Below are 22,440 nucleotides of genomic sequence, written 5' to 3'. Positions count from 1 at the left end.
CCGTTCGGTGCGAGACCGAAGGTCCGAAATGCTTCATGGAAGGGGATTTGCGACAAATAGCCCCGTGCTAGGTTGGAATGTATCAAACTCAGTGGTTTCGGTACAAGCCACAAGCACATATGGATTAGGAGATAGCCAGGAATCCGGCCATCTGCACGATTTTTAATCGCCATAGCCATCATGCGGCGCGCTGGGCGCGCGCAGATTGGCGAGAAAGGCGAGACTTGTTGCCGCAAGGCCGAGCAGGCAGACCCCGAGCCATCCGGAGTGGGCCCAGAGAATGGTCGTCAGCAACGACAGGATTCCACCGCTGAAGAACATGCCTATACTATAGACAGCCATGAGCCGCGTCCGGATATCGGGATGCAAGCGAAACAGGATCGTCCGGTTCGAGACATCACTCGCCGTGGCGCCGAGATCGACGAGAATGATCCCGGCGACGATCCCGATCATGTTCGGCAGAAGCGCCATGACCACCCATGCGATGACCGTCAGCGCCAGCGCGAAGCGCAAGGTCACCTGCGGGCCTTTGCGGTCGACGAACCGTCCGGCGAGCGGTGCGGCAAGCGCCGCCGCCGCGCCCAAAAGGCCGAACATGCCGACGCTGTCGCTATGGAGACCGAAAGCCGGACTTTCGAGATAGAGGCTGAGACCAAGCCATAAACTATTGAAAGATCCGAAGTTCAGCGCCTGTGTAAAGACCGTCCGTCGCACCGCCGGCTCGTTGCGGACGAGCTTGACCAAAGACAGAAGCAGATGGTGATAGGGCGTCGTCGTCGGGCGCGCGAGCGGCACCATATAGCGGCGCAACAGCCAAAGCAGCGCCAGCATCGCCAGCGCCGCGAGGAGATAGACGGAACGCCAGCCGATGTAAAAGCCGATGAGGCCGCTGACCGTGCGCGCCAGAAGAATGCCGATGATCCCGCCGCGCGCCAGAAGCCCGATGACGCGGCCGCGCTCGGCGGCAGGCGCGAGATGCGCGACATAAGGCGCCAGCAGATAAGAGGTGATGCCGGTAAACCCCATCACCATGGCGGCGCCGAAAAAAAGGATGAGGTTCGACGCCGTGGCCATCACGAGGAGAGCCACAGCCTGCAAGGCGATGGCGCAAGAGACAAGGCGCCGGTTGTCGATCACATCGCCCAGGGGCAGCAGCAAAAGCACGCCCAATCCAAGGCCGAACTGCGTCAAAGTCGGCACGAGGCCCATGACGGCTTCATTGAGGCCGAAGCTTTTGCCGATATCGACGAGGAGCGGCTGCACATAATAGAAATTGGCAACCGATACGCCCGCCGCGAAAGCGAATGTCCGTAGCGCAGCCGGCGCCAAACTCATATTTTAACCCTCTCGGAGCACCCCCGCCCGCTTATCGCCGCTTTGAACCACGGTTGGCGGGAAAAATCGCGTCAAGCTTTCGCGAAATCGGCTCGACCTCTGGCGTTTGAGCGGCTTTCTCCTTAAGTAGACTGGCGCAGGGTTCAGAGTCCCTCAGCACCTCAGCAGAAGGATCGGAATGACGGACGACCAAACGATGGCGGCGGCAGACGACGGCTGGGCCGACCCGATTGCCACCGCGCTTTTGATTCTCGCCGATGGGACCGTGATCGAAGGCATGGGTTTCGGCTTTATCGGCGAAGCGGTCGGCGAGGTCTGTTTCAACACCGCAATGACCGGCTATCAGGAAATCCTGACAGACCCGTCCTATACCGGCCAAATCGTCACCTTCACCTTTCCGCACATCGGCAATGTCGGCGCCAATGAGGAAGATGTCGAAGGTCTTGTATCGTCCGGCGCCTGTGGCGTCATCGTCCATGCGCCGGTCACAGGGCCGTCCAATCATCGCTCGCGCGAGCATTTCAACGATTGGCTGAAGCGGCGCGGCATCATCGGGCTTTCCGGCATCGATACGCGCGCGCTCACCGCCTTCATTCGCGAGAAAGGCATGCCCAATGCCGTCATCGCGCATTCGCCCGATGGCGCCTTCGATCTTGAAGGTTTGAAGGCCAAAGCCGCCGGATGGCCCGGCCTCGTCGGGATGGATCTGGTGCCCGAGGCCTCGGCCCCCGAACGGCGCGAATGGGAAGGCACCACCTGGCTGCCTGAGATCGGCTATGGACAGAGCGGCCACAACAAATTTCGCGTCGTCGCGGTCGATTACGGCATCAAGAGCAATATTTTGCGGCTGCTCGCAGATGTCGGCTGCGCCGTGACCGTCGTGCCCGCGACGACCTCGGCTGAAGAGATTCTGGCCCTGAAGCCGGACGGCGTTTTTCTCTCGAACGGACCTGGCGATCCTGCCGCGACCGGCGCTTATGCCGTGCCGGTGATCCAAGCGCTGATCGCGCAAAAAATTCCGACCTTCGGCATTTGCCTCGGCCATCAGATGCTGGCGCTCGCCGTCGGCGCGAAGACCATGAAAATGCATCAAGGCCATCATGGCGCCAATCATCCAGTGATGGATTTCACCACCGGCAAGGTCGAGATCGTGTCGATGAACCATGGTTTCGCGGTCGATCCCGCGAGCCTGCCGTCGAACGCAAAGGAAACCCATCGCTCGCTTTTCGACGGATCGAATTGCGGCTTCGAGCTGACGGATCGCCCGGCCTTCGCCGTGCAATATCATCCGGAGGCTTCGCCCGGCCCGCGCGATAGCCATTATCTCTTTGCGCGCTTCGCGGCACTGATGGAAGCGAAGGGCGCGTAGCCGCCCCTCGCCCTTCGAGGCTCGCCAAGCGTGTTGCTTGCGACGGGCGTCGCTTCGCAACACCCTATTGCTCGCACCTCAGGGTGAGGGCAGCTGTGTGCTCGACCCTCAAACCCTCATGCTGAGGAGAGGCCCAAAGGGCCTCGCCTCGAAGCACGAGGGTTTTGCTTTTTCAAGCAAGCTTATGACGCGCCAGCACCTCTTGCACGGCCTCAACGAGTCTCTCCTCCGTCACCGTGAATTGCGCCTTGGCGCGGAGCTCGAGATAATCCGCGCGGTCCTTGGTCGAAGCGGCGAGCTCGGCGCCGAGCACAAGATCGCGGATCGAGACCTCGCCCTTCTCGCGCTCGTTCGAGCCTTGGATGACGGCGCAAATCGATGAACGCTTGTCGGCATATTTCAATTGCGCATTCATGCCCGACGCGCCGAGATAAAGTTCGGACCTTATGCCTGCCGCGCGGAGTTTCGAGACGAAACCCTGGTAGCGCGCGATCTCGGGCTGATCGAGCACCAGCACAATCACCGGCCCCGTCGCAGCCTCGCTCGTGACAATGGGCGAATTGATCGCCCGAAGTGCCGCGAAGAGTCGCGACACGCCGATGGAAAATCCCGTCGCCGGCACATTCTCGCCGCGAAAGCGTCCGACGAGCCCGTCGTAGCGGCCACCGCCGCCGACCGAACCGAAACGGATCGGCTTGCCGTCCTCGCCTTGCACTTCGAACGTGAGTTCCGCCTCGAAGACGGGACCCGTGTAATATTCGAGCCCGCGCACGACGGAAGGGTCGACCATAATCTGGCCTTCGCCAAAGCCGCTCGCCTTGGTGAGATCGATGATGGCTTCGAGTTCGTCGATACCTTGGGCACAGATGGCGTTGTCGCCGAATTTCTCGCGCAACGTCTTCAGCGTGCGCCTGTGATCCGGCTTCGCATAAAAAACCGCGCCGTCCTTCCAGCGATTGAAGACGATATAGTCTTTGATCTCGCCTTCCGGAATTTTATCCGCGGCGATGCTTTCGACTTCCGATGGCGATTCCATCATCGTCAACACGCCTTCGATCTGCTCACCATTGAGCCCGGCGCCCTTGGTGAAATCGCCGCTCTCGTCCTTTCGGCCGGTGCCAAGCAGGAGCCTGACGCCCTCGACGCCGAACTTGTCGAACTTGTCGATGGCGCGCAGCACGGTGAGCCTGCGTCCGGCATTCTCCTCGCCGCCAAGCCCGATCGATTCCAGCACGCCATCGAGCACTTTGCGGTTGTTGACCTTGATGACGTAATCGCCACGCTTAATGCCAAGCTTCTCCAGCGTATCCGCCGCCATCATGCAGATCTCGGCGTCCGCCGCGACGGAGCCGGCGCCAACCGTATCGGCATCGAATTGCATGAATTGCCGGAAACGGCCCGGCCCCGGCTTCTCGTTTCGAAACACATAGCCGGCGCGATAGCTGCGGTAAGGCTTCGGCAATTTATCGAAATTTTCGGCCACATAACGCGCGAGCGGCGCGGTCAGGTCATAGCGCAGCGACAGCCATTGCTCGTCATCGTCCTTGAACGAAAACACGCCTTCGTTCGGCCGGTCCTGATCCGGCAGGAATTTACCGAGCGCTTCGGTATATTCGATAAACGGCGTCTCGACCGCCTCGAAGCCATAAAGCTCGTAGGAGGCCTTGATCACATTCAGCATCTTCTGGGTCGCGGCGAGCTCGGCCGGACCGCGATCGGCGAGGCCGCGCGGCAGTTTTGCGCTGGCGCGCGGATTTATCTTTTTTTGTTCGGTCATGTCATGAAGCCTTGATTTGGCAGATGTCTTAGGGGGGCTTGGCCCCGCCGACAAGTAATCATCACCCTGGCGGGCCTTGGAGCCGCCCAGATCGCTCCCCATATTTTTTCGCGGCGGAATCTCTCCGCCTCTTTAACCGGGAGAATCCCATGTCACCCGAAGAACGGCAGTTGCTGATCGGCCTGTTTGACCGCGTGCGCGGCGCTGCCGCCAATCCACGCGACCGCGAAGCCGAAGCTCTCATCGATGACGCTGTCCGCGCCCAGCCTTATGCGCCTTATCTTTTGGCGCAGACAGTCCTTGTACAGGAACAGGCTTTGCGCGCGGCGAATGACCGCTTGCAGCAGCTCGAAGCGGAAGTACGCGACCTCCAGCAGCAGGCGAGCCAGCCCGCGGGCGGCGGCGGCTTTTTGAGCGGTTTGGGTTCGCTTTTCGGCGGCGGCAACCCGCCGCCGCGGTCGAGCGTGCCGCCATCCGGCAGTCCTTGGCAGCAGTCGCAGGGCTATAATGCGCCTCCTCCCCCACCTCCGCAAAGCCCGTGGGGCCAGCAGCAGCAGCCGCAAGGCGGCTTTGGCGCGCCGCCGGCCGGGCCTTGGGGCGGCCAGCCTCAGGGCGGCTTTGGAGCGCCGCAAAGCGGCGGCTTCCTGAAGGGTGCCTTGGGCGCCGCGGCGGGTGTCGCCGGCGGTGTGCTCTTGGCCGATTCGATCCGGGGTCTGATGGGCGGCCATAATAACAGCCTCGGCATCGCCGATGGGTTGGGCGGTCTCGGCGGCGGTTTAGGCGGCAGCCGCGAGACCGTGGTCAATAATTATTACAACGATGACGGCTCAGCGTTGCGCGCCCAGGATGCGCAGCAGGACGCCGATCAGGATCAAGACGACCAGCAGGACGCCGGAGACTATTCCGACGATTATTCCAGCGACGCTTGATCGCAAAGTGCGGGTGTCCCTTCTCCCGCTTGCGGGAGAAGGTGGCCCTCGTGTCAGCGAGGGTCGGATGAGGGGTCGAGAAGCTCCCACATCCTATATCGTCATAGACCAGCACCCAAAAAACGAGGCGAGGAACGACGTTTTGCGCCTCGCCCCAGCCTACCCTCATCCACATGCTTCGCATGACACCTTCTCCCGCAAGCGGGAGAAGGGGCGCCCCGCGGCCGCTTACATCACGATGACTTTGGTGCCGATCTTCACGCGCGTGTAAAGGTCTTCGACGTCCTGGTTCATCATGCGGATGCAGCCTGACGACACATTGGTGCCGATCGTATAGGGCTCATTGGTGCCGTGAATGCGATAGAGCGACGAGCCGAGATAAAGCGCACGGGCACCGAGCGGATTCTCTGGACCGCCCGCCATATGGGTCGGCAGGTCGGGACGGCGCAGCAGCATTTCGGAAGGCGGCGTCCAATCCGGCCATTCGGCCTTGCGGCTGATCGTCTTGATGCCCGACCATTCAAATCCGGGACGTCCGACGCCGATCCCGTAGCGCAAGGCGCGGCCGCCCGGCTCCACGTAGAATAAGAACTTGTTCGGCGTGTCGATGACGATCGTGCCCGGCCGTTCCTTGCCGGAATAATCGACTTCCTGGCGCTGATAGACCGGATCGATCTCGCGGCGCGGCGCACCGCCTTGCGGATCGGCATAGGCCGTCATCTGCGAGGCCGACCCCGCGGGCGCATTCATCGAACGCGGCCCCGGCATATAGCCCGGCGACGGATTGCGGCCGGTCATCAGCAATTCGAGAAAGCCGCCGCCATAATTGCCGGGCGCGCTTTGCTGAGGCGGCGCGGCCATCTCCGCGGAGGGATCGTTATAAGGCTGGGCCTGACGCGGCCCGAGGCCGGAAATCACATGCGGATCGGCATGAGCCGCAAAGGGCGCCGCCACGAGCGACAGCCCGATGAGAGAGGCAAAAGGGAATCGAGAGAACATGAGACGCTTCCACGCTGTTACGCGAGGCATGGCGTTGAACCGATGCCTCAACTCAAGACGTGGTAACCTTAAGGGAGTAACGTTATCAGGGCCTGACGAGACGTGGTTAGCATCGCCCTAACGTGTTGTTTAAGGTATAGATTTCGACAATTTACAGGGTAAACGCCTGACTTCGAAACGCGGTTAAGGCAAGGTTTTCGCGCGCCAGATCTCGTCCGCATATTCGCGGATCGTGCGGTCGGATGAGAACCATGCCATCCGCGCAATATTGAGGGTCGCCGCGCGCCACCAATGCTCGGGCTCGTTCCAAAGCGCATCGACCTTGCGCTGCGCGTCCCAATAGGCGTCAAAATCCGCCACCACCATGAAAGGATCATAGCCCAGCACTGCATCGAGCAATGGCTTGAACCTGCCTTTGTCGTCGGGCGAGAAAACACCCGCCGCGATCGCATCGAGCGCGCGCGCCAAACGCGGGGAAGCCGCTTTGGCCTCCGCGCCCGTGAATCCCGACTTACGCTTTTGCGCGATCTCTTCGGTCACCGCGCCGAAGATGAAGATATTGTCGGCGGCGACATGCTCGCGGATTTCGACATTGGCGCCGTCGAGCGTGCCGATCGTCAAGGCACCATTCAAGGCAAGCTTCATATTGCCCGTGCCGGACGCTTCCATCCCGGCGGTCGAGATCTGCTCGGAGAGATCAGTGGCAGGAATGATCGCTTCCGCGATGCTCACATTATAATTCGGGACGAAGACGAGTTTCAGCCTGTCGCCGATGCGCGGATCTTTGTTGACGACATCGGCGACGGCATTGGCAAGCTTGATGATCAATTTCGCATGCCAATAGCTTGCCGCCGCCTTGCCCGCGAAAATCTTCACTCTCGGCACAGCAGCGAAGCCGGGCTTATCGAGGATCTCCAGATAGAGCGCGATCGCTTCGATGATGTTGAGAAGCTGGCGCTTATATTCATGGATGCGCTTGATATGCACGTCGAAGAGCGCCTGCGGATCGAGGTGAATATCGAGCCGCGCGCCAATGCGTTTTGCAAGAGCCTCCTTGTTCGCCAGTCGCGTCGCGCGCAATTTTGCATGAAAAGCCGGATCGTCCGCGAAAGCCTCGAGCTTGCGCAAGAGCGAAGGATCGTCGAGGATCGTCGGCGACACGGTCTCGACGAGCAGCTTCGTCAGCGCCGGATTGGCTTCATGCAGCCAGCGGCGAAACGAAATGCCGTTCGTCTTATTGACGATGCGCCCCGGGTAGGCCCGATCTAGATCGTGAAAGACCGTGCGGCGCAGAAGATCGGTGTGCAGAGCCGAGACGCCATTGATCCGGCGCGACCCCACAAACGCGAGATGACCCATACGGACGCGCCGCTCGCCTCTCTCTTCGATGAGGGATAAAGCCGCGATGGACTCCGGCGCCTTCAAACCGTCGGGCAGAGATTTCAGATGATCGTAATTGATCGTGTAAATAATCTGGAGATGGCGCGGCAGCAGGCGCGCCAGAAGCGCGACCGGCCACGTCTCCAAGGCTTCCGGCAAAAGCGTATGATTGGTGTAATTCAGCGTCTGCGACGTGATGCGCCAGGCCTCTTCCCAAGCCACATGATGCTCGTCGAGCAAAAGCCGCATCAGCTCGGCGACGGCGAGCGCTGGATGCGTATCGTTGAGATGAATGGCTGCCTTGTCGGGAAGGCTTGCGATGTCACCGAAAGTCGCGATGTGCCTCTGCAAAAGATCCTGCAACGAGGCCGAGGTGAAGAAGAACTCCTGGCGCAGGCGCAGTTCCTCGCCGGCCGGATTGTCGTCGCTCGGGTAAAGCACATCCGAGATGGCTTCGGCCGTGTCGCGCGCGGCCATGGCGCCTAAATGATCGCCCTGGTTGAAAGTCGCAAGCGCGATCGGCTCTTCTGCCAGCGCCGACCAGAGCCGCAGCGTATTGGCATGTTTGCCGCGCCAACCGACGATCGGCGTATCATAGGCCATGGCGAGGATCGTCTCCGCATAATACCAAGCCCCGGGCTTGGCATGTTCCGCTTCGATCGCTTCGGCCGTGCCGCCGAAATGAATCGGATAGACGATCTCCGGCCGCTTGAACTCCCAAGGATTGCCGAAATCGAGCCAGCGGTCCGGGGCTTCCGTCTGCCATCCGTCTTCGATGATCTGCTTGAACAATCCGAATTGGTAGCGAATGCCGTAACCGAAGGTGGGCAGCGCCAGGCTTGCCATCGAATCCATGAAACAGGCGGCAAGCCTGCCAAGGCCGCCATTGCCGAGCGCGGCATCGGGTTCGAGCGCGCGCAATTCATCGAGATCGACGCCAAGGCTGGAAAGCGCCTCGCGGACCGGCTCGGTGAGACCGAGATTTCCCAGTCCATCGAACAAGAGGCGGCCGATCAGAAATTCAATCGAGAGATAATAGACGCGTTTGCCGCCAGCCTCATCGGTGCGCTGCTCTGATGCCACCCAGCTATCGACGATATGATTGCGAACGGCCAGCGCTGTCGCGAAGAGCCAGTCATGCGGGGTCGCCGAAGCGACGTCCTTGCCGAGCGCATAAGCGAGTTTATCGAGAATTGCCTGCCGGAGCGCCTCCGGCCGCGGCACGACCACGGGGCGGCGCTCAACAGACGGTGGCGCTTTCTCGCGGGTTTTCCTTATCGGTGTCACATCCAATCTCTCAAACCTCTTCATTCCTTGTGGAAGAATAAGCGAGACGCATCAAACGAAATTCAGCGTCGCTGCGGCTCATGGACTTACATCTCATGGCCAAGGCTCTTTATTGGGCTTGTTTTACATGGCCCGCACGGGCCGCCCTGCAAGTGGCATATACTGACTTGACGTCGCAGCTTGATCCAAATCAAACGGCGGCATGGTATTATAATAAAAAGTGATAAAGATTGAGGCTTGGATCGCGTCCTTCTAGAACGATCTGCCACAATCCGTAGTTCTAAGCGAATACAATTGGATAGACATCGCTTACGGTAAAAATGCGATGATAAAATGTCTTCTATTTTAGCACTCCGCGGCCGATGTGCTAAATTGAATGCCAAATGCAAGGCCTCCCGACGAAGGTGGATAGAACCCGATGAGCCAGACCGGAACTCGTGAACAAGATATGCTCAGCGCTTCGCCGCGGCTTTTTGAAAACGACTTGCTCGACAAGTTCTCCCGCGTGCATTGGTCGATGCCGCTTCTCGTCTATACGCCCATCGTGGTTTTGCTCTCTTATCTGAGCGTCCGAGTGCTGTCCGTACCGGTCGCAGCCGGCGCGGTGCTGCTCGGTTATCTGATCTGGACCCTCACCGAATATCTAGGCCACCGTTACCTTTTTCATTATGAGTTTCCGGGAAAGTTCGGCGCGCGCATCCATTTTCTCATTCATGGCGTGCATCACGTTCATCCGAACGATCCGCTGCGGCTTGTCATGCCGCCGCTGCTCAGCGGCCCGATCATGGCAATAGCCTTCGTCATCACCACGCTGGTGTTCGGCTGGCCCTTCGCCTATCCGGTTCTGACCGGCTTTCTCATCGGCTACCTCTCCTATGACATGACGCATTACTATCTGCATCATGCCGAGCCCAAGACGCGCGTCGGCGTCGCCATGCGGCGAGCGCATATGCTGCATCATTTCCGCGACCCTGCGCGCGGGTTTGGCGTCAGTGCGCCCTGGTGGGACACTATCTTCAAGACGGCGTTCGAAGCGCCGGAGCGTAGCAGCAGGAATAAGAGCTAGGCGTAATTAAGAGAGCTCAATATTCCATCGTCATTGCGAGGAGCGCATCGACGAAGCAATCCATGCCACTGCTTGGTGTTACCTGGATTGCTTCGCTCGCTAGCGCCGTTCGCCATTATAGACATGCAGGCACTTGTTCGCCCAGACGACATCGCGCGTCGTCCAAGCATGCAGCCAGGCCATGAGGCTTAAGATCTCGCGTCCCAGAAACGCGAGCGGCGACCAGAAAGAGACTTCCCATCCCTTCACGGCTGCGACACCGATTTCGGCGACGAACCAAAGGGCGAGCGTACCGCCCGCTGCAAGCAGCGGCGATACGCCGATCAACGGCGCGGCCAAGGCTGCGGCGAGCGACGTCACGAGCGAATTATAGATCGGCTCAAGCGGAAAGGTCCAAGGCTCCATCGCGCGGCGGATGACCGCCCAGCGCGCCTGGCGCTCGTAAATCTCATGCAAATTGCGGCGGCCGATTTCCTGCGCCGCCGTCTTGTGCGCGAATCTCGTCTTCAATCCCAGGCTCGCAAAGCCTTTGGCAATCGCGCTATCCTCGGCGATCGTATCGCTGACGGCGTCGATGCCGCCGAGCTTTTCAAGGTCGCTGCGCTTGAACAGCATCACCTTGCCGACGCCAAAGCCGCAGCCGAGCATCGACACCATGAGCAGAACGCGCGCATGTGCGTTGACGATAAGCGCTTCGATCTGCGCCGCGTAATTTTCGGAGCGAACCGCCACAGGCACGGCGCAAACAAGCCCCACGCCCGGCGTGAAACTGCGCATGAAAGCCTGGATCGTATCGGGGTCCAGCGTGATGTTTGAATCCTTGGTGACGATCACATCGTGACGCGCCGCCGCAAGAGGCGCCACGAGATTGTTCATCTTGGGGCTCGCCGCCATATTGGCGGTGGATTGGAGAATGCGCGCCGGCCGCTCGGGGAAATTCTCGATCAGCTCGTGGACGACATCGAGCGCCGGGGACTGCTTATCGGTCGAGCTGAACAAGATCTCATAATCCGGATAATCTTGCCGGAACGCCGAGCGTTGTGCCTGTTCGAATCCGGGATTAAGCAGCTTGACCGGCAAGATCAAGGACACAGCAGGACGATCCGTGCAGGTTGCCCGCCGCCTTTGGACAAAAGGCTGCAGAACGGCGCCGATCAAGGACATGAGAAAAACAACGCAGGAAGAAACCCACCATAACGCGGCAACAATTGAAATAAAGGTCAAGGCACTATCCGGTGTCCACCAAAGACTGGGCAGAGCTTCTCCATTCCTTTCCCCGCGTCAAGCGCGAGAGCCAAAAGAATGAGTCACAGGATCGGCGAGAATTGACAAAGCAATATCTATATTGATATAGCTTTTGAGCTGGGGAGAGTCGTGCTGAAGGGGCTCTCCTCGCAACATTCTTCTGGCGCATTTGCTCTTCCGACGGACTCTCGCCATGCACCGCTCCATTGGCCTTGCTCAAAGACTGCCGCTTCGCCGCCGCCTCGCAGTCGTGCTTGGGACCAATGAGATCGCCTCCGCCGTCGCGGTTTTGCTGCGCAAAACCGGCTGGGACGTCATTCTCTCCTATGATCCTCTGCCGCCCGTCTTGCGCCGCGGCATGGCTTTTCACGATGCCTTGTTCGGCGATCCGGCCCAACTCGAAGGCGTAGCCGCCCATCGCATCGATTTCATCCTGGAGGCATTTCAGGTCTTCGCCCGGCCCGATCGCGTTGCCATTACATGGCTCGGCCTGACCGAACTTCTCGTTCTTGGATCGATCGACATTCTCGTCGATGCCCGCATGCAGAAACATGCCGAAAAACCCGATTTGCGCGGGCTCGCCAAAATCGCGGTCGGATTGGGCCCTGGCTTTTTCGTGCATGGCAATTGCGACATCGCCGTCGAAACCAAGCCGGGCCTCAATGGCACCATATTGACGAGCGGCATCACCGAACCCGCGGATGGCCGCAGCATAAATCTCGGCGATACCGGCGGCGAGCGCTTCATGCGCGCCGATATGGAAGGCCGCTGGCGGACATCGCTCGACATCGGCGTGCGCGTCTATAAGGGCGTCGTGGTCGGGCATCACGAGGGCGATCCGGTTCGGGCGCCGATCGACGGCGTCCTGCGCGGCTTGGTGCGCGACGGCACCGAAGTGCCGGCCTGCGCCAAGCTCATCGAGATCGACCCGCGCAGCGGACGCGCAGCGAAATGGACCGGCATCGACGACCGGCCCCGGCAGATCGCCGCGGCAACGCGGCGGGCTGTTGAAATCTATGAAAACCAGCACGGTCTTGTGCGGCACGCCCCGCTCTATCAATGAACACAGGATTTGCTCAACCTATTCGTGCTAGGTCTTGGATTAGCAAGGCCGGTCCGGCTTTTGCGAGCCTAAGACCATGCGCGCACCTAAGGCATAAAGTGTCAGCGCGACCAAATTCGATGCCGTCACGCTCTCATCTGCAGCGGGAGGGAACATATGTTAAAAAAAGATAGTCCAGAAGTCGCGCATGTCGCCATTCATCTTCATTTGCCGAACGGCGGTTCTTTCACGCCGGAAGATCTGAGCCTGATCGAGGCGATCCGCGTCGAGCGTTCGATCATCGGCGCGAGCCGCGCACTCGGGCTCTCCTATCGCAAATGCTGGCTGGTCGTCGACGCCTTGAACCGCACTTTCGAGAGCCCGGTGATCGCCACCTTTCCGGGGCGTCGCGGCGGCGGCGCGGAGATCACCTCTTTCGGCGAGAGGCTCGTCGCGCTTTACCGGTCGATCGAGCGTCATGCCGCCAATTCGGCTCGCAAGTCGCTCGACGAACTCACGCAGTCTCTTGACTGGACTTTCGACGTAAAGGCCAGGGCCGTGGGCGGGGCGCGAGATCTGGGCTGAGATCGGCGCCGGCAATCGCCGCCGCCTTGATCATCACCCATATTCTGAGGCCGGGCACGAGTGCCAGCCGGTCGACCGATTCGCGCATGATCAAGGCGTGGATCTGCGTCATCCCGAGATCGCAGGTCGCCCGCACATAAGGCGGCGACAAAGGCACCAGTTCGGCGATCCGTCCGGGCAGGCGATTGGTGATCGAGACGTCCATCGGGCGCGACAGCGCGATCGAGACGTCCCGCGCATCGATTCGGATTCGCAGCGCCGAATCGACCGGGCTATCCACCAGCGGCACACGCAATTCGCCATCGGCAAACAGAAGCGTCGTCAAGGCGAGATCGAGATCATGGGTGAGGACGCGCGCGCTTAACGTCGCCCGTAGAACCGGGCGGACAGACCGCGTTTTCGGGATCTCAAGCATGGCTCCTCGCCATATAAAAATAGTTCTAGACTAAGAAGCTGCTTCAAGGCGCACAGCAACGTCACAAGGTTTCGCCCAATATGGCGCCGATGTCACGAGAATATCGGCTCCGGCCGCCGCATAATCGCCAGCGTTGCCTGTATTGACGCCACCTGCCACAGCAACGTGCGGTTTTGACGGGAATTGCCCTAAAGTACGGCACAGAGCAGCGACGTCTTGCACCGAAAATTTCTCGGTCTGAATCACGTCGGCGCCGGCACCCGCCCACAACAAAGCTTCGTCGATCGATCCGACTTCGACGACGATCTTCTTTTCGGCCACCGCCTGGCGCACCAGGGCTATGACCTCCTTCGGCGGCATACCGTCCAAAAAAGCGCGATGTTCGGCGAAGATCAGAATGGTTTCGGACAGGCCGAGACGATGCGGCGTCGCGCCGCCCGCGAGGATCGCCTTCAGCGACACGAGCTTTGTCCCCGGCGCGTTTTTCCGCGTGCAGACGACGCCGATGCCGGGTTTGACGGCCCGGGCAGCGTCAACGATGGCGCGCGTCGCCGTCGCGATGCCAGAGGCCACTTCGACAAGATTTTGCGACACCTTCCAAGCCCGCAACAAGGCCTGCGCCGGTCCGGTCGCAACAAGGATGGGCGCTCCGGCGGTAAGCGCATCGCCGGAGTGCGCTTGAAGGTCTACGGTGCCGCCTGCCCGCATGATGATTCGAGCGGCCTCCTCCGCGCAGGCGACGGTCATCGCATTGCGTGCCGAAAAATGCATAAGGCCGGCCTTGCCGCCAATCGCAAGCACGTGCGTCGTCAAATCAAGAAGTGCAACGTCGTCGGCCAGAAATTCGTCGAGAACGGCATCCGGCAAAAGCGGCAAAATCACGAATGAGATCCTTTTCTTTCGGTTCGACACACATGCAGAATCCGCGCTAAAGATGCTGCATTCATGTCACGCCTCAACCAAGGTCGCGCGGCCATCATGCTTCGGCATCGCTTTTTCATCCTTGCCCTTATTCTGGCCGCGGGCTTTGCGCAAAGCAGCCTGGCAGGTGATCGCACGATCACGGTCGCTTCGACGACGTCGACCGAACAATCCGGCCTGTTCGGCCGGCTTCTGCCCGCTTTTACGCAGAAAACCGGCATAGAAGTCAAAGTCGTGGCGGTCGGCACAGGACAGGCCCTCGATATTGCGAGGCGCGGCGACGCCGATGTCGTGCTCGTCCACGACCGCGCCGCCGAAGATAAATTCATGGCCGAGGGTCAGGGCGTCGCACGTTTCGATGTGATGTATAATGATTTTATCATTCTTGGCCCCACGGCCGATCCCGCGAAAGCGGCCGGGCATGACGTCGTCAAAGCCTTGCAGCGGATTGCCGAGAGCAAAATCCCTTTCATCTCGCGCGGCGACCGCTCCGGCACCCATGCCGCCGAACTGCGCTATTGGAAGGAAGCCGGGATCGATCCGGCTCGGATCGGCCCTTCCTATAAGGACATAGGCCAAGGCATGGGACCCGCGCTCAACATGGCGGCGGGAACCGGCGCCTATGTCCTTTCCGATCGCGGCACTTGGCTGTCCTTCAAGAATAAAGCCGATCTTGTGATTTTGGTCGAGGGGGACAGCCGCCTCTTCAACCAGTATGGGGTGATGCTGGTGAATCCGGCCAAGCATCCCGATGTGAAGAAGGCGGATGGCCAGAGCTTCGTCGATTGGCTGATCTCGCCCGAAGGGCAAAGCGCCGTCGCAAACTATAAGATCGACGGCAAACAGCTGTTCTTTCCAAATGCCACCGGCGTGCCGACAAATTGAGCACTCAATTCTGCTCGATAAAGAGATGATTGAGGCTGAAGGCAAGGGTGCTCACGGCGAGGCTGATCAGGATCAGCACGAGACCAAGCGCGAGTGCGAAACTGAGATCGCCTTTATTGGTCTCGAGCGCGATCGCCGTCGTCATCGTGCGCGTATAGAAGCGGATATTTCCGCCGACGACGAGAATGGCGCCGACTTCCGAAAGGAGCCTGCCGAAAGCGGTCAGGAAAGCCGTGAGCAAAGCGCCGTAATCCATTCGCAAAAGCTCGCGTCCGATCCGGAAACGCGATGCGCCGGCGATGGTGAATTCGTCGCGATATTCGGCCCAAGACCGCGCCGCCACCCGCTGCACTAAAGCGGCGATGATAGGAATTGCGAGACAGGTCTGCGCCAGGATCATGGCGGCCGGCGTAAATAAAAGCCCCAATCCGCCAAGCGGCCCCGAACGCGACAGCAAAAGATAGACGAAAAGCCCGACGGTCACCGGCGGCAGGCCAAGCAAGGCATGGCAGAAGACGATGGCGCTATGACGGCCCGAGAAAACCCCGATGGCTAGAACAATGCCAAGGGGGACGCCAATCAGGCTCGCGATAAATGTCGCGCTGAGGCTGACGCGGAGCGACAAAAGGACAATGCCCGCGAGTTCCGGATCGAAACGCAGGATCAATCGGAAAGCCGTTAAAAAGGCGCGCGCAATATCTTCCATGCAAATGGCATAGCAACTCGCAACGCTTGATGCATCCGCCCGCATCCGCAAACGGCACGTCTTACACGCACTTGGATATCGTGATCGCCGTCGATTGAGGCGCCGTCCGCCAGCGCTACCACGGTAGCACGCCGCTGACATAGCCACGGGCTTTAGCGCCCATGGCCGTTTACACATCATTATCGAAGCTTGTGAATAAGCCCGGTTTTCCGCCTCTTAGAGGATGCGGCAACGGATTGACGCTCTGATCCCGCGACTCTACCACTTGGCTGCCTTAGAGTGTTCAAAATGCGCGTAGATGCTTCGCGCAAAGAACATCAGGCGAGGAAATGGATCATGCGGCTCCTGGAAAGAGTTCGTCGCGAGTTGCGCTACTTTTTCGGGCTTGTCCGGATTTTGCGCGCCGTCCACCCCGTGGCCACCGAGAAGACTAAGACGGTCGGCCAAGTGATCGAAAATCTCGCGGAAAAATACGGCGATAAGACAGCGCTTGTCTCGACCCGCGAGACTCTGAGCTATCGAGAGCTGAACGCGAGGGCCAATCTCTATGCGCGCTGGGCCCGCGCGCAAGGGTTCGGGCCGGGCGATACCATCGCTCTTTTGATGCCGAACCGTCCTGAATATTTCTGCGTATGGATGGGCCTGGCGAAGGCCGGCTGCGTCACCGCGCTCATCAATACGAATCTCATCGGTCCGGCGCTGGCGCAATGTATCAATGTCGCGCATCCGCGCGCCATTATCGTCGATGCCTGCCTGCTTGCCTCTCTCGAAGCGGTGCGGACTCTCTTGGGTGACGACACACGGATCTTTCTCCACGGAGAGGCCGCGGGCGCGGGTGCGATTCCACGCGTCGATTCGGCGCTTGGCCAATTTTCGGGCGAAAATCTTCCGGCCGCGGAACGCCCTATCATAAACAGCAAGGACCGTTGCCTTTACATCTATACATCCGGCACGACAGGACTGCCGAAGGCCGCCAATCTCAATCATTTTCGCGTTCTGCTGATGATGATCGGCTTTGCCGGCCTCACGGCGGCAAAGCCGACGGACCGGGTTTATAATTGCCTGCCCATGTATCATTCGGTCGGCGGCATAGCGGCTTTCGGCGCCGGACTGATCAAGGGCGGAACCTTGATCATCCGCGAGAAATTTTCAGCACGCGAATTTTGGAGCGATATCGTCCGCTACGATTGCAATATCTTTTGCTATGTCGGCGAATTATGCCGCTATCTTCTGGCGGCGCCGCCCTGCCCGGAAGAAACCGCGCACCACCTGCGGCTTTGCTGCGGCAATGGGCTGCGTCCGGACGTGTGGATGAAATTCAGCGAGCGGTTCCACGTGCCGCGCATTCTCGAATATTACGCGGCGACGGAAGGCAATGTCGCGCTTTTCAATTTCGATTCGACGCCCGGCGCCGTCGGGCGTCTTCCCGATTGGATCAAGCATCGCTTTCCGATCGCGATCGTGCGCTACGACATCGAGACGGAACAGCCCGTGCGCGGCGCGAACGGCTTTTGCATCGCCTGCGCGCCCGGCGAACCCGGCGAAATCATCGGCGAGATCATGAACGACCCGAAAAAGCCCGCCAACCGGTTCGAGGGCTATTCGGACAAGGCTGCTTCGGAGCGCAAGATCCTGCGCAATGTCTTCAAGTCCGGCGACGCATGGTTTGCCACCGGCGACCTGATGATGCGCGACGCCCGCGGCTATTATTATTTCCTCGACCGGGCCGGCGACACATTCCGCTGGAAGGGCGAGAATGTCTCAACGACGCAAGTCTCGGAAGCCATCACGGCCTTCAGCGACATCACCGAAGCCAATGTCTATGGCGTCTCCATTCCGGGCACGGAGGGCCGGGCCGGCATGGCTGCCATCGTCGTGAAGGATATGAGCGCATTCGACCTCGAAACCTTCAGGCAGCATCTGCAGGAAAATCTGCCGCATTTCGCCCGGCCTTTGTTTTTGCGTTTCCAGAATCACCTCGACATCACCTCGACGTTCAAGCCGCGCAAGATGGATCTTGTCGCGCAGGGGTTCGATCCCACCCGCAGCACCGACTCAATCTTTTTCGACGATCCGGAAGCGGGCACTTTCGTCCCGGTCGATCCGGTGCTGCATGAGCACATCACGCAAGGCCGCCGGCGGCTTTAACTATATCCTCGCTGCTTTCGCTTAAGCTTCGTGTCGCGCCGCGTTCCGGCGCGGAATATGCGGCTGGTCATTGCTGCGGCACCGTCTCACGCCCGGACATCATCGAAGTGTTTCTTGGTGAGACATCGACGCCGCCGATGACCCGAGCTTTCCGTTTTCCTTCCCAATTTGGGACGTGCGATGAGTAGCCTTGCTTTCTTCCAGACCGGGATTGCGGACTTGACCGCCGCACGCCCCAAGCCGGCTTCGGCCTTCGAGTCCCAGCAGGAAGAGTTCTTCGCCGAAATCGTGGACCTTGACGAACTCACGCAGCTTCGGCCGGCCTGGGCCGACCTCGTGACGCGCGCGCTCGAACCCAATGTCTTTCTCGAACCGGCTTTTGCCATTCCGCTGCTCCAACATTGCGGCACAAGCGAAAAGCTGGAGTTCCTTTTGGCCTGGGCCAAGGAGGGTGCAAATACCCGCCATAGACTCCTCGGACTTTTGCCGCTGTCCCTGCCGGGCCCCTTCGGATTTTTCGCGCATGGCGCGGCGCACGAACATGCGCCGCTCGGCACGCCGCTCTTCGACCGGGACCGCGGGCAAGAAGCACTTCACGAGATGATCGGCTGGCTGCGCCGGCATCGCCCAGGTCTCACCGGGCTCATGTTGCCGCATCTGCCTAAACAAGGTCCGACCTTCGCCTTGTTGCGCCTTTACGCGGAAGCGAGCCAGACCCGGTTATATCTCTTCAATGAATATGCGCGCGCGGCCTTGTCGAAAGCGGCCAGCGACGCACCCGATGTTATTTCGGCGAAACGGCGCAAACAATATCGTCAGCAAAGACGGCGCTTGAGCGAAAATGGCGAGGTCACCTATCGGTCTGTCCGCGATCCGGCGGAGATCCGGCAAGCGACGGAAGAATTTCTCTCGCTCGAATACAAAGGCTGGAAGGGTGCGCGCAAGACCGCCCTGCTGGCGGCTTCGTCGGGAGCCACTTTCTTCCGCTCAATGACACGCTCCATGGCGCTCGAAGGCAAATGCCGCATCGATACGCTCGAGATCGACGGAGCGCCAATCGCGATCGGCGTTGTGATCCAAAGCGGCGACCGGGCGCTCTATTGGAAGACGGCCTATGACGAGCGCTTTGCCGCCCTGTCTCCCGGCGTCCAGCTCACCCTCGAGCTGACGCAAACCCAGCTTGCCAGCCCGACCGTCGCGCTGACGGATTCTTGCGCCGTCGCCAACCATCCGATGATCGATCATATCTGGAAAGACCGCATCGCCATGACGAACGCGCTTCTCCCGATCCATGCCCAGGGATTGTCTTTCAGCCTCGGTCTGTGGCTTGAAATTGTGCAGGAGCAGCTGCGTTCGAAGGTCAAACCCCTGGTGAAGCGGCTGCTGCGCCGGCGGCACTGAAGCCCGCGCGGCGAGGCCGATGAATCGCCGTGACCTGTAGCCGCGCTTACAAAATGGTCTTGCCGAAAGGCCCGATTCTTTCCATCTTGAGACTTCGTCTTTTCCTTATGACAGGATCGCGGTTTCCGGCACGGCATGGTCGATCGGCAGCGGCTCGACAAATGGTTATGGTTCGCGCGCGTGGTCAAGACACGGACCTTAGCCGCGAGGCTCGTTACCGATGGCCATGTCCGTCTCAACGGGCACCGGATCGGAACGCCGGCGCATCTGGTCGCGGCCGGTGACGTACTGACGATCGCGCTTGAGCGGCAGGTTCGCGTCCTGCGCGTCGTCGCACCTGGGGCGCGGCGCGAGTCCTATCCGGAAGCCAAACTTTTGTTCGATGAACTAACCTCGCCAAGCGAGCCAGTGCCTTGAATTTGTGCCTTGCGCCTGCGGCAACTTTCTTGCGTCGGCGGATCAAAAGCGTTAGGTCGATATTGATAATGGTTCCAAACACCAATTGAAGTGGCCTAATCGGCTTCAGCCTTAAAGTGCCATCATACCGGGAGGCAATTCATGGCCTATGTCGTTCTCGACAATTGCATCAAGTGCAAATACACAGACTGCGTCGAAGTCTGCCCCGTTGATTGTTTCTACGAGGGCGAGAACATGCTGGTCATTCATCCCGACGAATGCATCGATTGCGGCGTCTGCGAACCTGAATGTCCGGCAGCCGCCATCAAGCCCGACACCGCCAAGAAACTCGGCATCTTCCCCCAGCTCAATGCCGACATGGCGAAGATATGGCCGAACCTCGCGATCAAGCGGAAAGCGCTTCCCGAAGCCAAAGAGTTCAACGGCAAAAAGAACAAATATGAGGAAGGCTTGTTCTCCGATAAGCCAGGAGAGGGCGGCGCCAAGGGCAGTAAAAAAGCCAAAGACGAGTGATATTCGGCATCATTCTTGCTTAATGCGAGAGACTTCAACTTAAGAAGTGTGTGATCCTCGCAGTAGGATCACAAATTCTGTGGGCGGCGGGTTAACTATTACCCGTTGAACTCACACACCAGCGTCATATTTTTTGATTTTCGCGGTTCAAGCTGATAAACTGTTTCTTAACAGGCAGCTGAAGCGTGGCCGTTTTCGTTCGCGCCTTGGTGAGCTCCGTCGGGCTTCCAAGGCGATTATTTTTGCGATGTGGGTAGATCCGATGCAATCGAGCGTGGGACCGACCATATAAAAAGGAAATGACGCGCAAAAGCCGTTTTCAGCCCCGTTTCATGGCGGAGTTGAGCCTGCGCGTGGTGGCGAGCCGAGGCTCCGACGCCAGAAATACGTTCCGTCTCCAAAGCGGAACAAAAAAGGAGTGCGCTGCGTATGTCGTCCGTCAAGAAAAACGATAAATCGACCAAAACCAAGGCCGGTTCGAGCAAGACGGAACGGTCTCAAGCCCTTAAACCCAAAGGGAAGACCGCGCCGCGCGCTGTGCCGAAGCTTAAAAAGGCGGCATCTGCCCCCGCGCGCGGTCGCGCGGTTGCGGCTAAGCCCGCCTCGAAAAAGATTGCTTCTTCCAAGGCCAAGGCTCCGAAGGCCGCTGCGTCCCGGGCCAGATCAGGGGCTACCCGGTCAAGAACCGTAGCCGCGACGGCTCCGTCGCGCAGTGCGGCGCGGACCGCCAAGCCCGTGGTTGTGACAAAAGCCTCGCGGGCTGCTGCCTCGGCCAAGAAAGTTCAAACCGCAAAAGCGGTGAAAACCAAGACCGCGACCGCGTCGCGCGCCGCGGCTGCTACGGCGCGGTCGGCCAGTCTCGCCCATAAGACGAAGGCCACGGCGGCGCCCCGCTCGAAGGCCAATGTCCAGGCGGTCGCTGCCGGACTTGTCAAGGCGCGTGCAAAGGCGAGCGCCACATCCAAGCTCACCAAAGGAGCTCCGGCTCCTGCCAAAAAGACCCTCGTGAAAGCCCCGCCGAAGCCAGCGGCCGTGACAAAGGTAAAGCCCGTTTTGACAAAATCAGCAGCGGCTCCGGCCAAACCGTCGAAGACGGTTCAACCGAAGACGGCCGCCACCAAACCCGTCCAAGCTCCGGCCACTGAGAAAAAATTAGCGAGTGGCGCCTTAAATAGTGCTGCGCCCAAGGTAGCGGCTGCCGTATCCTCCCCAGTGAGGCCGACTGAGTCGCTCGCCGCGGCTTTCAAGAAAGCGGTAGAAAAAAACATGATCGGCAAGGCAGCCAAACCACAAATCAATCAAGGCCCCCAGCCGACTCCTCAAGAACCTAAGGCAGAGGCGAAACCCGCCCCGCTCAAGGCTCCAGAGCAGAAAAGCGAAAGGCCGGGCGTCAAGCCGGCGGTTCCGCACAAGCCTGCTGCGCCGAATGGCGGTCGCGGGTTCAAGGTGATGGAATTCATCGTCTATCCGGCGCATGGCGTCGGCCAGATCATCGCGGTCGAGGAGCAGGAAGTCGCAGGTTTCAAGCTTGAGCTCTTCGTGATCAGTTTCATCAAGGACAAGATGATTCTGAAAGTGCCGACGACCAAGGTCGCAAGCGTCGGCATGCGTAAGCTTGCCGAAGCCGATGTCGTGAAGAAAGCGCTCGACACCTTGACTGGCCGCGCCCGGGTCAAGCGTACGATGTGGTCGCGCCGCGCTCAGGAATATGAAGCCAAGATCAATTCCGGCGATCTCGTCGCGATTGCCGAAGTCGTACGCGATCTTTATCGCTCCGATGCGCAGCCGGAACAATCTTATTCGGAACGCCAGCTCTATGAGGCGGCGCTCGATCGTCTCTCGCGCGAAGTCGGAACGGTCCAGAAACTGACCGAGACTGAAGCGCTGAAACTGATCGAGACCCAGCTTCAAAAAGGTCCGCGCCGCAGCAAAGCCGAAGAGGCCGAAGCTGAGGCCGAGGGTCCCGAAGCCGAAGAAGGCGAGATCGAGGAAGCGGCATAAACCCGCTCCCCGAAATGTG

Annotated in this window: 20 protein-coding genes; 11 read left to right on the top strand and 9 right to left on the bottom strand. The window is 59.8% G+C overall.

The window, feature by feature from the left end:
• Window positions 1–162: 162 nt before the first annotated feature.
• Entirely contained in the window at window positions 163–1,335 is a 1,173-nt protein-coding gene (locus tag A3OQ_RS0107685; protein WP_020174794.1) for an MFS transporter, read from the bottom strand.
• Between the two features lie 178 nt (window positions 1,336–1,513).
• Here A3OQ_RS0107685 and carA point away from each other — a divergent pair, with 178 nt between their 5' ends.
• On the top strand, window positions 1,514–2,704 hold the full coding sequence (carA, locus tag A3OQ_RS0107680) for a glutamine-hydrolyzing carbamoyl-phosphate synthase small subunit (protein ID WP_020174793.1): 1,191 nt from the start codon (window positions 1,514–1,516) through the stop codon (window positions 2,702–2,704).
• Between the two features lie 172 nt (window positions 2,705–2,876).
• Here the strand turns inward: carA and hisS are convergent, their stop codons facing one another.
• On the bottom strand, window positions 2,877–4,481 hold the full coding sequence (gene hisS, locus A3OQ_RS0107675) for a histidine--tRNA ligase (RefSeq protein WP_020174792.1): 1,605 nt from the start codon (window positions 4,479–4,481) through the stop codon (window positions 2,877–2,879).
• Between the two features lie 149 nt (window positions 4,482–4,630).
• Here hisS and A3OQ_RS0107670 point away from each other — a divergent pair, with 149 nt between their 5' ends.
• Window positions 4,631–5,410, top strand: coding sequence for a DUF2076 domain-containing protein (locus tag A3OQ_RS0107670; protein ID WP_020174791.1), 780 nt, complete (start codon window positions 4,631–4,633; stop codon window positions 5,408–5,410).
• Window positions 5,411–5,638: 228 nt separating this feature from the next.
• Here the strand turns inward: A3OQ_RS0107670 and A3OQ_RS0107665 are convergent, their stop codons facing one another.
• Both A3OQ_RS0107665 and A3OQ_RS0107660 read right to left on the bottom strand, forming a co-directional pair.
• Entirely contained in the window at window positions 5,639–6,409 is a 771-nt protein-coding gene (locus A3OQ_RS0107665) for a L,D-transpeptidase (protein WP_020174790.1), read from the bottom strand.
• 183 nt (window positions 6,410–6,592) lie between these two features.
• A complete protein-coding gene (locus A3OQ_RS0107660; protein WP_083931536.1) occupies window positions 6,593–9,100 on the bottom strand; it encodes a glycogen/starch/alpha-glucan phosphorylase in 2,508 nt (835 codons plus the stop codon).
• A 394-nt stretch (window positions 9,101–9,494) separates the two neighbouring features.
• Between A3OQ_RS0107660 and A3OQ_RS0107655 the strand changes: the two genes are divergently transcribed.
• Window positions 9,495–10,142: a sterol desaturase family protein gene (locus A3OQ_RS0107655; protein WP_026595613.1), complete on the top strand. Its 648-nt coding sequence runs from the start codon at window positions 9,495–9,497 to the stop codon at window positions 10,140–10,142.
• A gap of 99 nt (window positions 10,143–10,241) precedes the next feature.
• Here the strand turns inward: A3OQ_RS0107655 and A3OQ_RS21665 are convergent, their stop codons facing one another.
• Window positions 10,242–11,234: a glycosyltransferase gene (locus A3OQ_RS21665; protein WP_161607316.1), complete on the bottom strand. Its 993-nt coding sequence runs from the start codon at window positions 11,232–11,234 to the stop codon at window positions 10,242–10,244.
• 346 nt (window positions 11,235–11,580) lie between these two features.
• Here A3OQ_RS21665 and A3OQ_RS0107645 point away from each other — a divergent pair, with 346 nt between their 5' ends.
• The gene (locus tag A3OQ_RS0107645; protein WP_040580741.1) at window positions 11,581–12,450 is read left to right on the top strand and encodes a xanthine dehydrogenase; all 870 of its coding nucleotides are present in this window, start codon (window positions 11,581–11,583) and stop codon (window positions 12,448–12,450) included.
• Window positions 12,451–12,606: 156 nt separating this feature from the next.
• Window positions 12,607–13,014, top strand: coding sequence for a winged helix-turn-helix domain-containing protein (locus tag A3OQ_RS0107640; protein WP_020174785.1), 408 nt, complete (start codon window positions 12,607–12,609; stop codon window positions 13,012–13,014).
• Here A3OQ_RS0107640 and A3OQ_RS0107635 read toward each other — a convergent pair.
• Both A3OQ_RS0107635 and modD read right to left on the bottom strand, forming a co-directional pair.
• Entirely contained in the window at window positions 12,944–13,429 is a 486-nt protein-coding gene (locus A3OQ_RS0107635) for a TOBE domain-containing protein (protein WP_020174784.1), read from the bottom strand. The genes A3OQ_RS0107640 and A3OQ_RS0107635 overlap by 71 nt on opposite strands.
• Window positions 13,430–13,459: 30 nt before the next feature.
• Window positions 13,460–14,311: a ModD protein gene (modD, locus tag A3OQ_RS0107630; RefSeq protein WP_020174783.1), complete on the bottom strand. Its 852-nt coding sequence runs from the start codon at window positions 14,309–14,311 to the stop codon at window positions 13,460–13,462.
• A gap of 63 nt (window positions 14,312–14,374) precedes the next feature.
• On the opposite strand from modD, the gene A3OQ_RS0107625 reads away from it, so the two are divergent.
• Window positions 14,375–15,235 (top strand): ABC transporter substrate-binding protein, encoded by an 861-nt coding sequence (locus A3OQ_RS0107625; protein WP_020174782.1) that lies wholly within the window; start codon window positions 14,375–14,377, stop codon window positions 15,233–15,235.
• Between the two features lie 4 nt (window positions 15,236–15,239).
• Here the strand turns inward: A3OQ_RS0107625 and A3OQ_RS0107620 are convergent, their stop codons facing one another.
• Entirely contained in the window at window positions 15,240–15,941 is a 702-nt protein-coding gene (locus A3OQ_RS0107620; protein WP_020174781.1) for an ABC transporter permease, read from the bottom strand.
• Between the two features lie 288 nt (window positions 15,942–16,229).
• Between A3OQ_RS0107620 and A3OQ_RS0107615 the strand changes: the two genes are divergently transcribed.
• From A3OQ_RS0107615 to fdxA, 4 genes are all read left to right on the top strand, one after another.
• The gene (locus A3OQ_RS0107615) at window positions 16,230–18,089 is read left to right on the top strand and encodes a long-chain-acyl-CoA synthetase (RefSeq protein WP_152428354.1); all 1,860 of its coding nucleotides are present in this window, start codon (window positions 16,230–16,232) and stop codon (window positions 18,087–18,089) included.
• Between the two features lie 180 nt (window positions 18,090–18,269).
• On the top strand, window positions 18,270–19,490 hold the full coding sequence (locus A3OQ_RS23460) for a GNAT family N-acetyltransferase (protein ID WP_020174779.1): 1,221 nt from the start codon (window positions 18,270–18,272) through the stop codon (window positions 19,488–19,490).
• Window positions 19,491–19,625: 135 nt separating this feature from the next.
• Entirely contained in the window at window positions 19,626–19,907 is a 282-nt protein-coding gene (locus A3OQ_RS0107605; RefSeq protein ID WP_020174778.1) for an RNA-binding S4 domain-containing protein, read from the top strand.
• Between the two features lie 141 nt (window positions 19,908–20,048).
• A complete protein-coding gene (gene fdxA, locus A3OQ_RS0107600; RefSeq protein WP_020174777.1) occupies window positions 20,049–20,420 on the top strand; it encodes a ferredoxin FdxA in 372 nt (123 codons plus the stop codon).
• 782 nt (window positions 20,421–21,202) lie between these two features.
• Here fdxA and A3OQ_RS25030 read toward each other — a convergent pair.
• Entirely contained in the window at window positions 21,203–21,391 is a 189-nt protein-coding gene (locus A3OQ_RS25030) for a hypothetical protein (RefSeq protein ID WP_244427108.1), read from the bottom strand.
• 295 nt (window positions 21,392–21,686) lie between these two features.
• Between A3OQ_RS25030 and A3OQ_RS25025 the strand changes: the two genes are divergently transcribed.
• Window positions 21,687–22,421 (top strand): CarD family transcriptional regulator, encoded by a 735-nt coding sequence (locus tag A3OQ_RS25025; protein ID WP_244427107.1) that lies wholly within the window; start codon window positions 21,687–21,689, stop codon window positions 22,419–22,421.
• Window positions 22,422–22,440: the final 19 nt, after the last annotated feature.

Origin of the sequence: Methyloferula stellata AR4, from assembly GCF_000385335.1 — a bacterium.
In the GTDB taxonomy this organism is placed as follows: domain Bacteria; phylum Pseudomonadota; class Alphaproteobacteria; order Rhizobiales; family Beijerinckiaceae; genus Methyloferula; species Methyloferula stellata.
The sequence above is the reverse complement of the archived record's forward strand: the minus strand, read 5'-3'. Positions and strand labels throughout refer to the sequence as shown.

What these genes read in the sequence shown, in the direction of transcription:
- A3OQ_RS0107685 (WP_020174794.1), bottom strand. Translation starts at nt 1,335, where the DNA reads ATGAGTTTGGCGCCGGCTGCGCTACGGACATTCGCTTTCGCGGCGGGC.
- carA (WP_020174793.1), top strand. Translation starts at nt 1,514, where the DNA reads ATGACGGACGACCAAACGATGGCGGCGGCAGACGACGGCTGGGCCGAC.
- hisS (WP_020174792.1), bottom strand. Translation starts at nt 4,481, where the DNA reads ATGACCGAACAAAAAAAGATAAATCCGCGCGCCAGCGCAAAACTGCCG.
- A3OQ_RS0107670 (WP_020174791.1), top strand. Translation starts at nt 4,631, where the DNA reads ATGTCACCCGAAGAACGGCAGTTGCTGATCGGCCTGTTTGACCGCGTG.
- A3OQ_RS0107665 (WP_020174790.1), bottom strand. Translation starts at nt 6,409, where the DNA reads ATGTTCTCTCGATTCCCTTTTGCCTCTCTCATCGGGCTGTCGCTCGTG.
- A3OQ_RS0107660 (WP_083931536.1), bottom strand. Translation starts at nt 9,100, where the DNA reads ATGAAGAGGTTTGAGAGATTGGATGTGACACCGATAAGGAAAACCCGC.
- A3OQ_RS0107655 (WP_026595613.1), top strand. Translation starts at nt 9,495, where the DNA reads ATGAGCCAGACCGGAACTCGTGAACAAGATATGCTCAGCGCTTCGCCG.
- A3OQ_RS0107645 (WP_040580741.1), top strand. Translation starts at nt 11,581, where the DNA reads ATGCACCGCTCCATTGGCCTTGCTCAAAGACTGCCGCTTCGCCGCCGC.
- A3OQ_RS0107640 (WP_020174785.1), top strand. Translation starts at nt 12,607, where the DNA reads ATGTTAAAAAAAGATAGTCCAGAAGTCGCGCATGTCGCCATTCATCTT.
- A3OQ_RS0107635 (WP_020174784.1), bottom strand. Translation starts at nt 13,429, where the DNA reads ATGCTTGAGATCCCGAAAACGCGGTCTGTCCGCCCGGTTCTACGGGCG.
- A3OQ_RS0107625 (WP_020174782.1), top strand. Translation starts at nt 14,375, where the DNA reads ATGTCACGCCTCAACCAAGGTCGCGCGGCCATCATGCTTCGGCATCGC.
- A3OQ_RS0107620 (WP_020174781.1), bottom strand. Translation starts at nt 15,941, where the DNA reads ATGGAAGATATTGCGCGCGCCTTTTTAACGGCTTTCCGATTGATCCTG.
- A3OQ_RS0107615 (WP_152428354.1), top strand. Translation starts at nt 16,230, where the DNA reads ATGCGCGTAGATGCTTCGCGCAAAGAACATCAGGCGAGGAAATGGATC.
- A3OQ_RS23460 (WP_020174779.1), top strand. Translation starts at nt 18,270, where the DNA reads ATGAGTAGCCTTGCTTTCTTCCAGACCGGGATTGCGGACTTGACCGCC.
- A3OQ_RS0107605 (WP_020174778.1), top strand. Translation starts at nt 19,626, where the DNA reads ATGGTCGATCGGCAGCGGCTCGACAAATGGTTATGGTTCGCGCGCGTG.
- fdxA (WP_020174777.1), top strand. Translation starts at nt 20,049, where the DNA reads ATGGCCTATGTCGTTCTCGACAATTGCATCAAGTGCAAATACACAGAC.
- A3OQ_RS25025 (WP_244427107.1), top strand. Translation starts at nt 21,687, where the DNA reads ATGATCGGCAAGGCAGCCAAACCACAAATCAATCAAGGCCCCCAGCCG.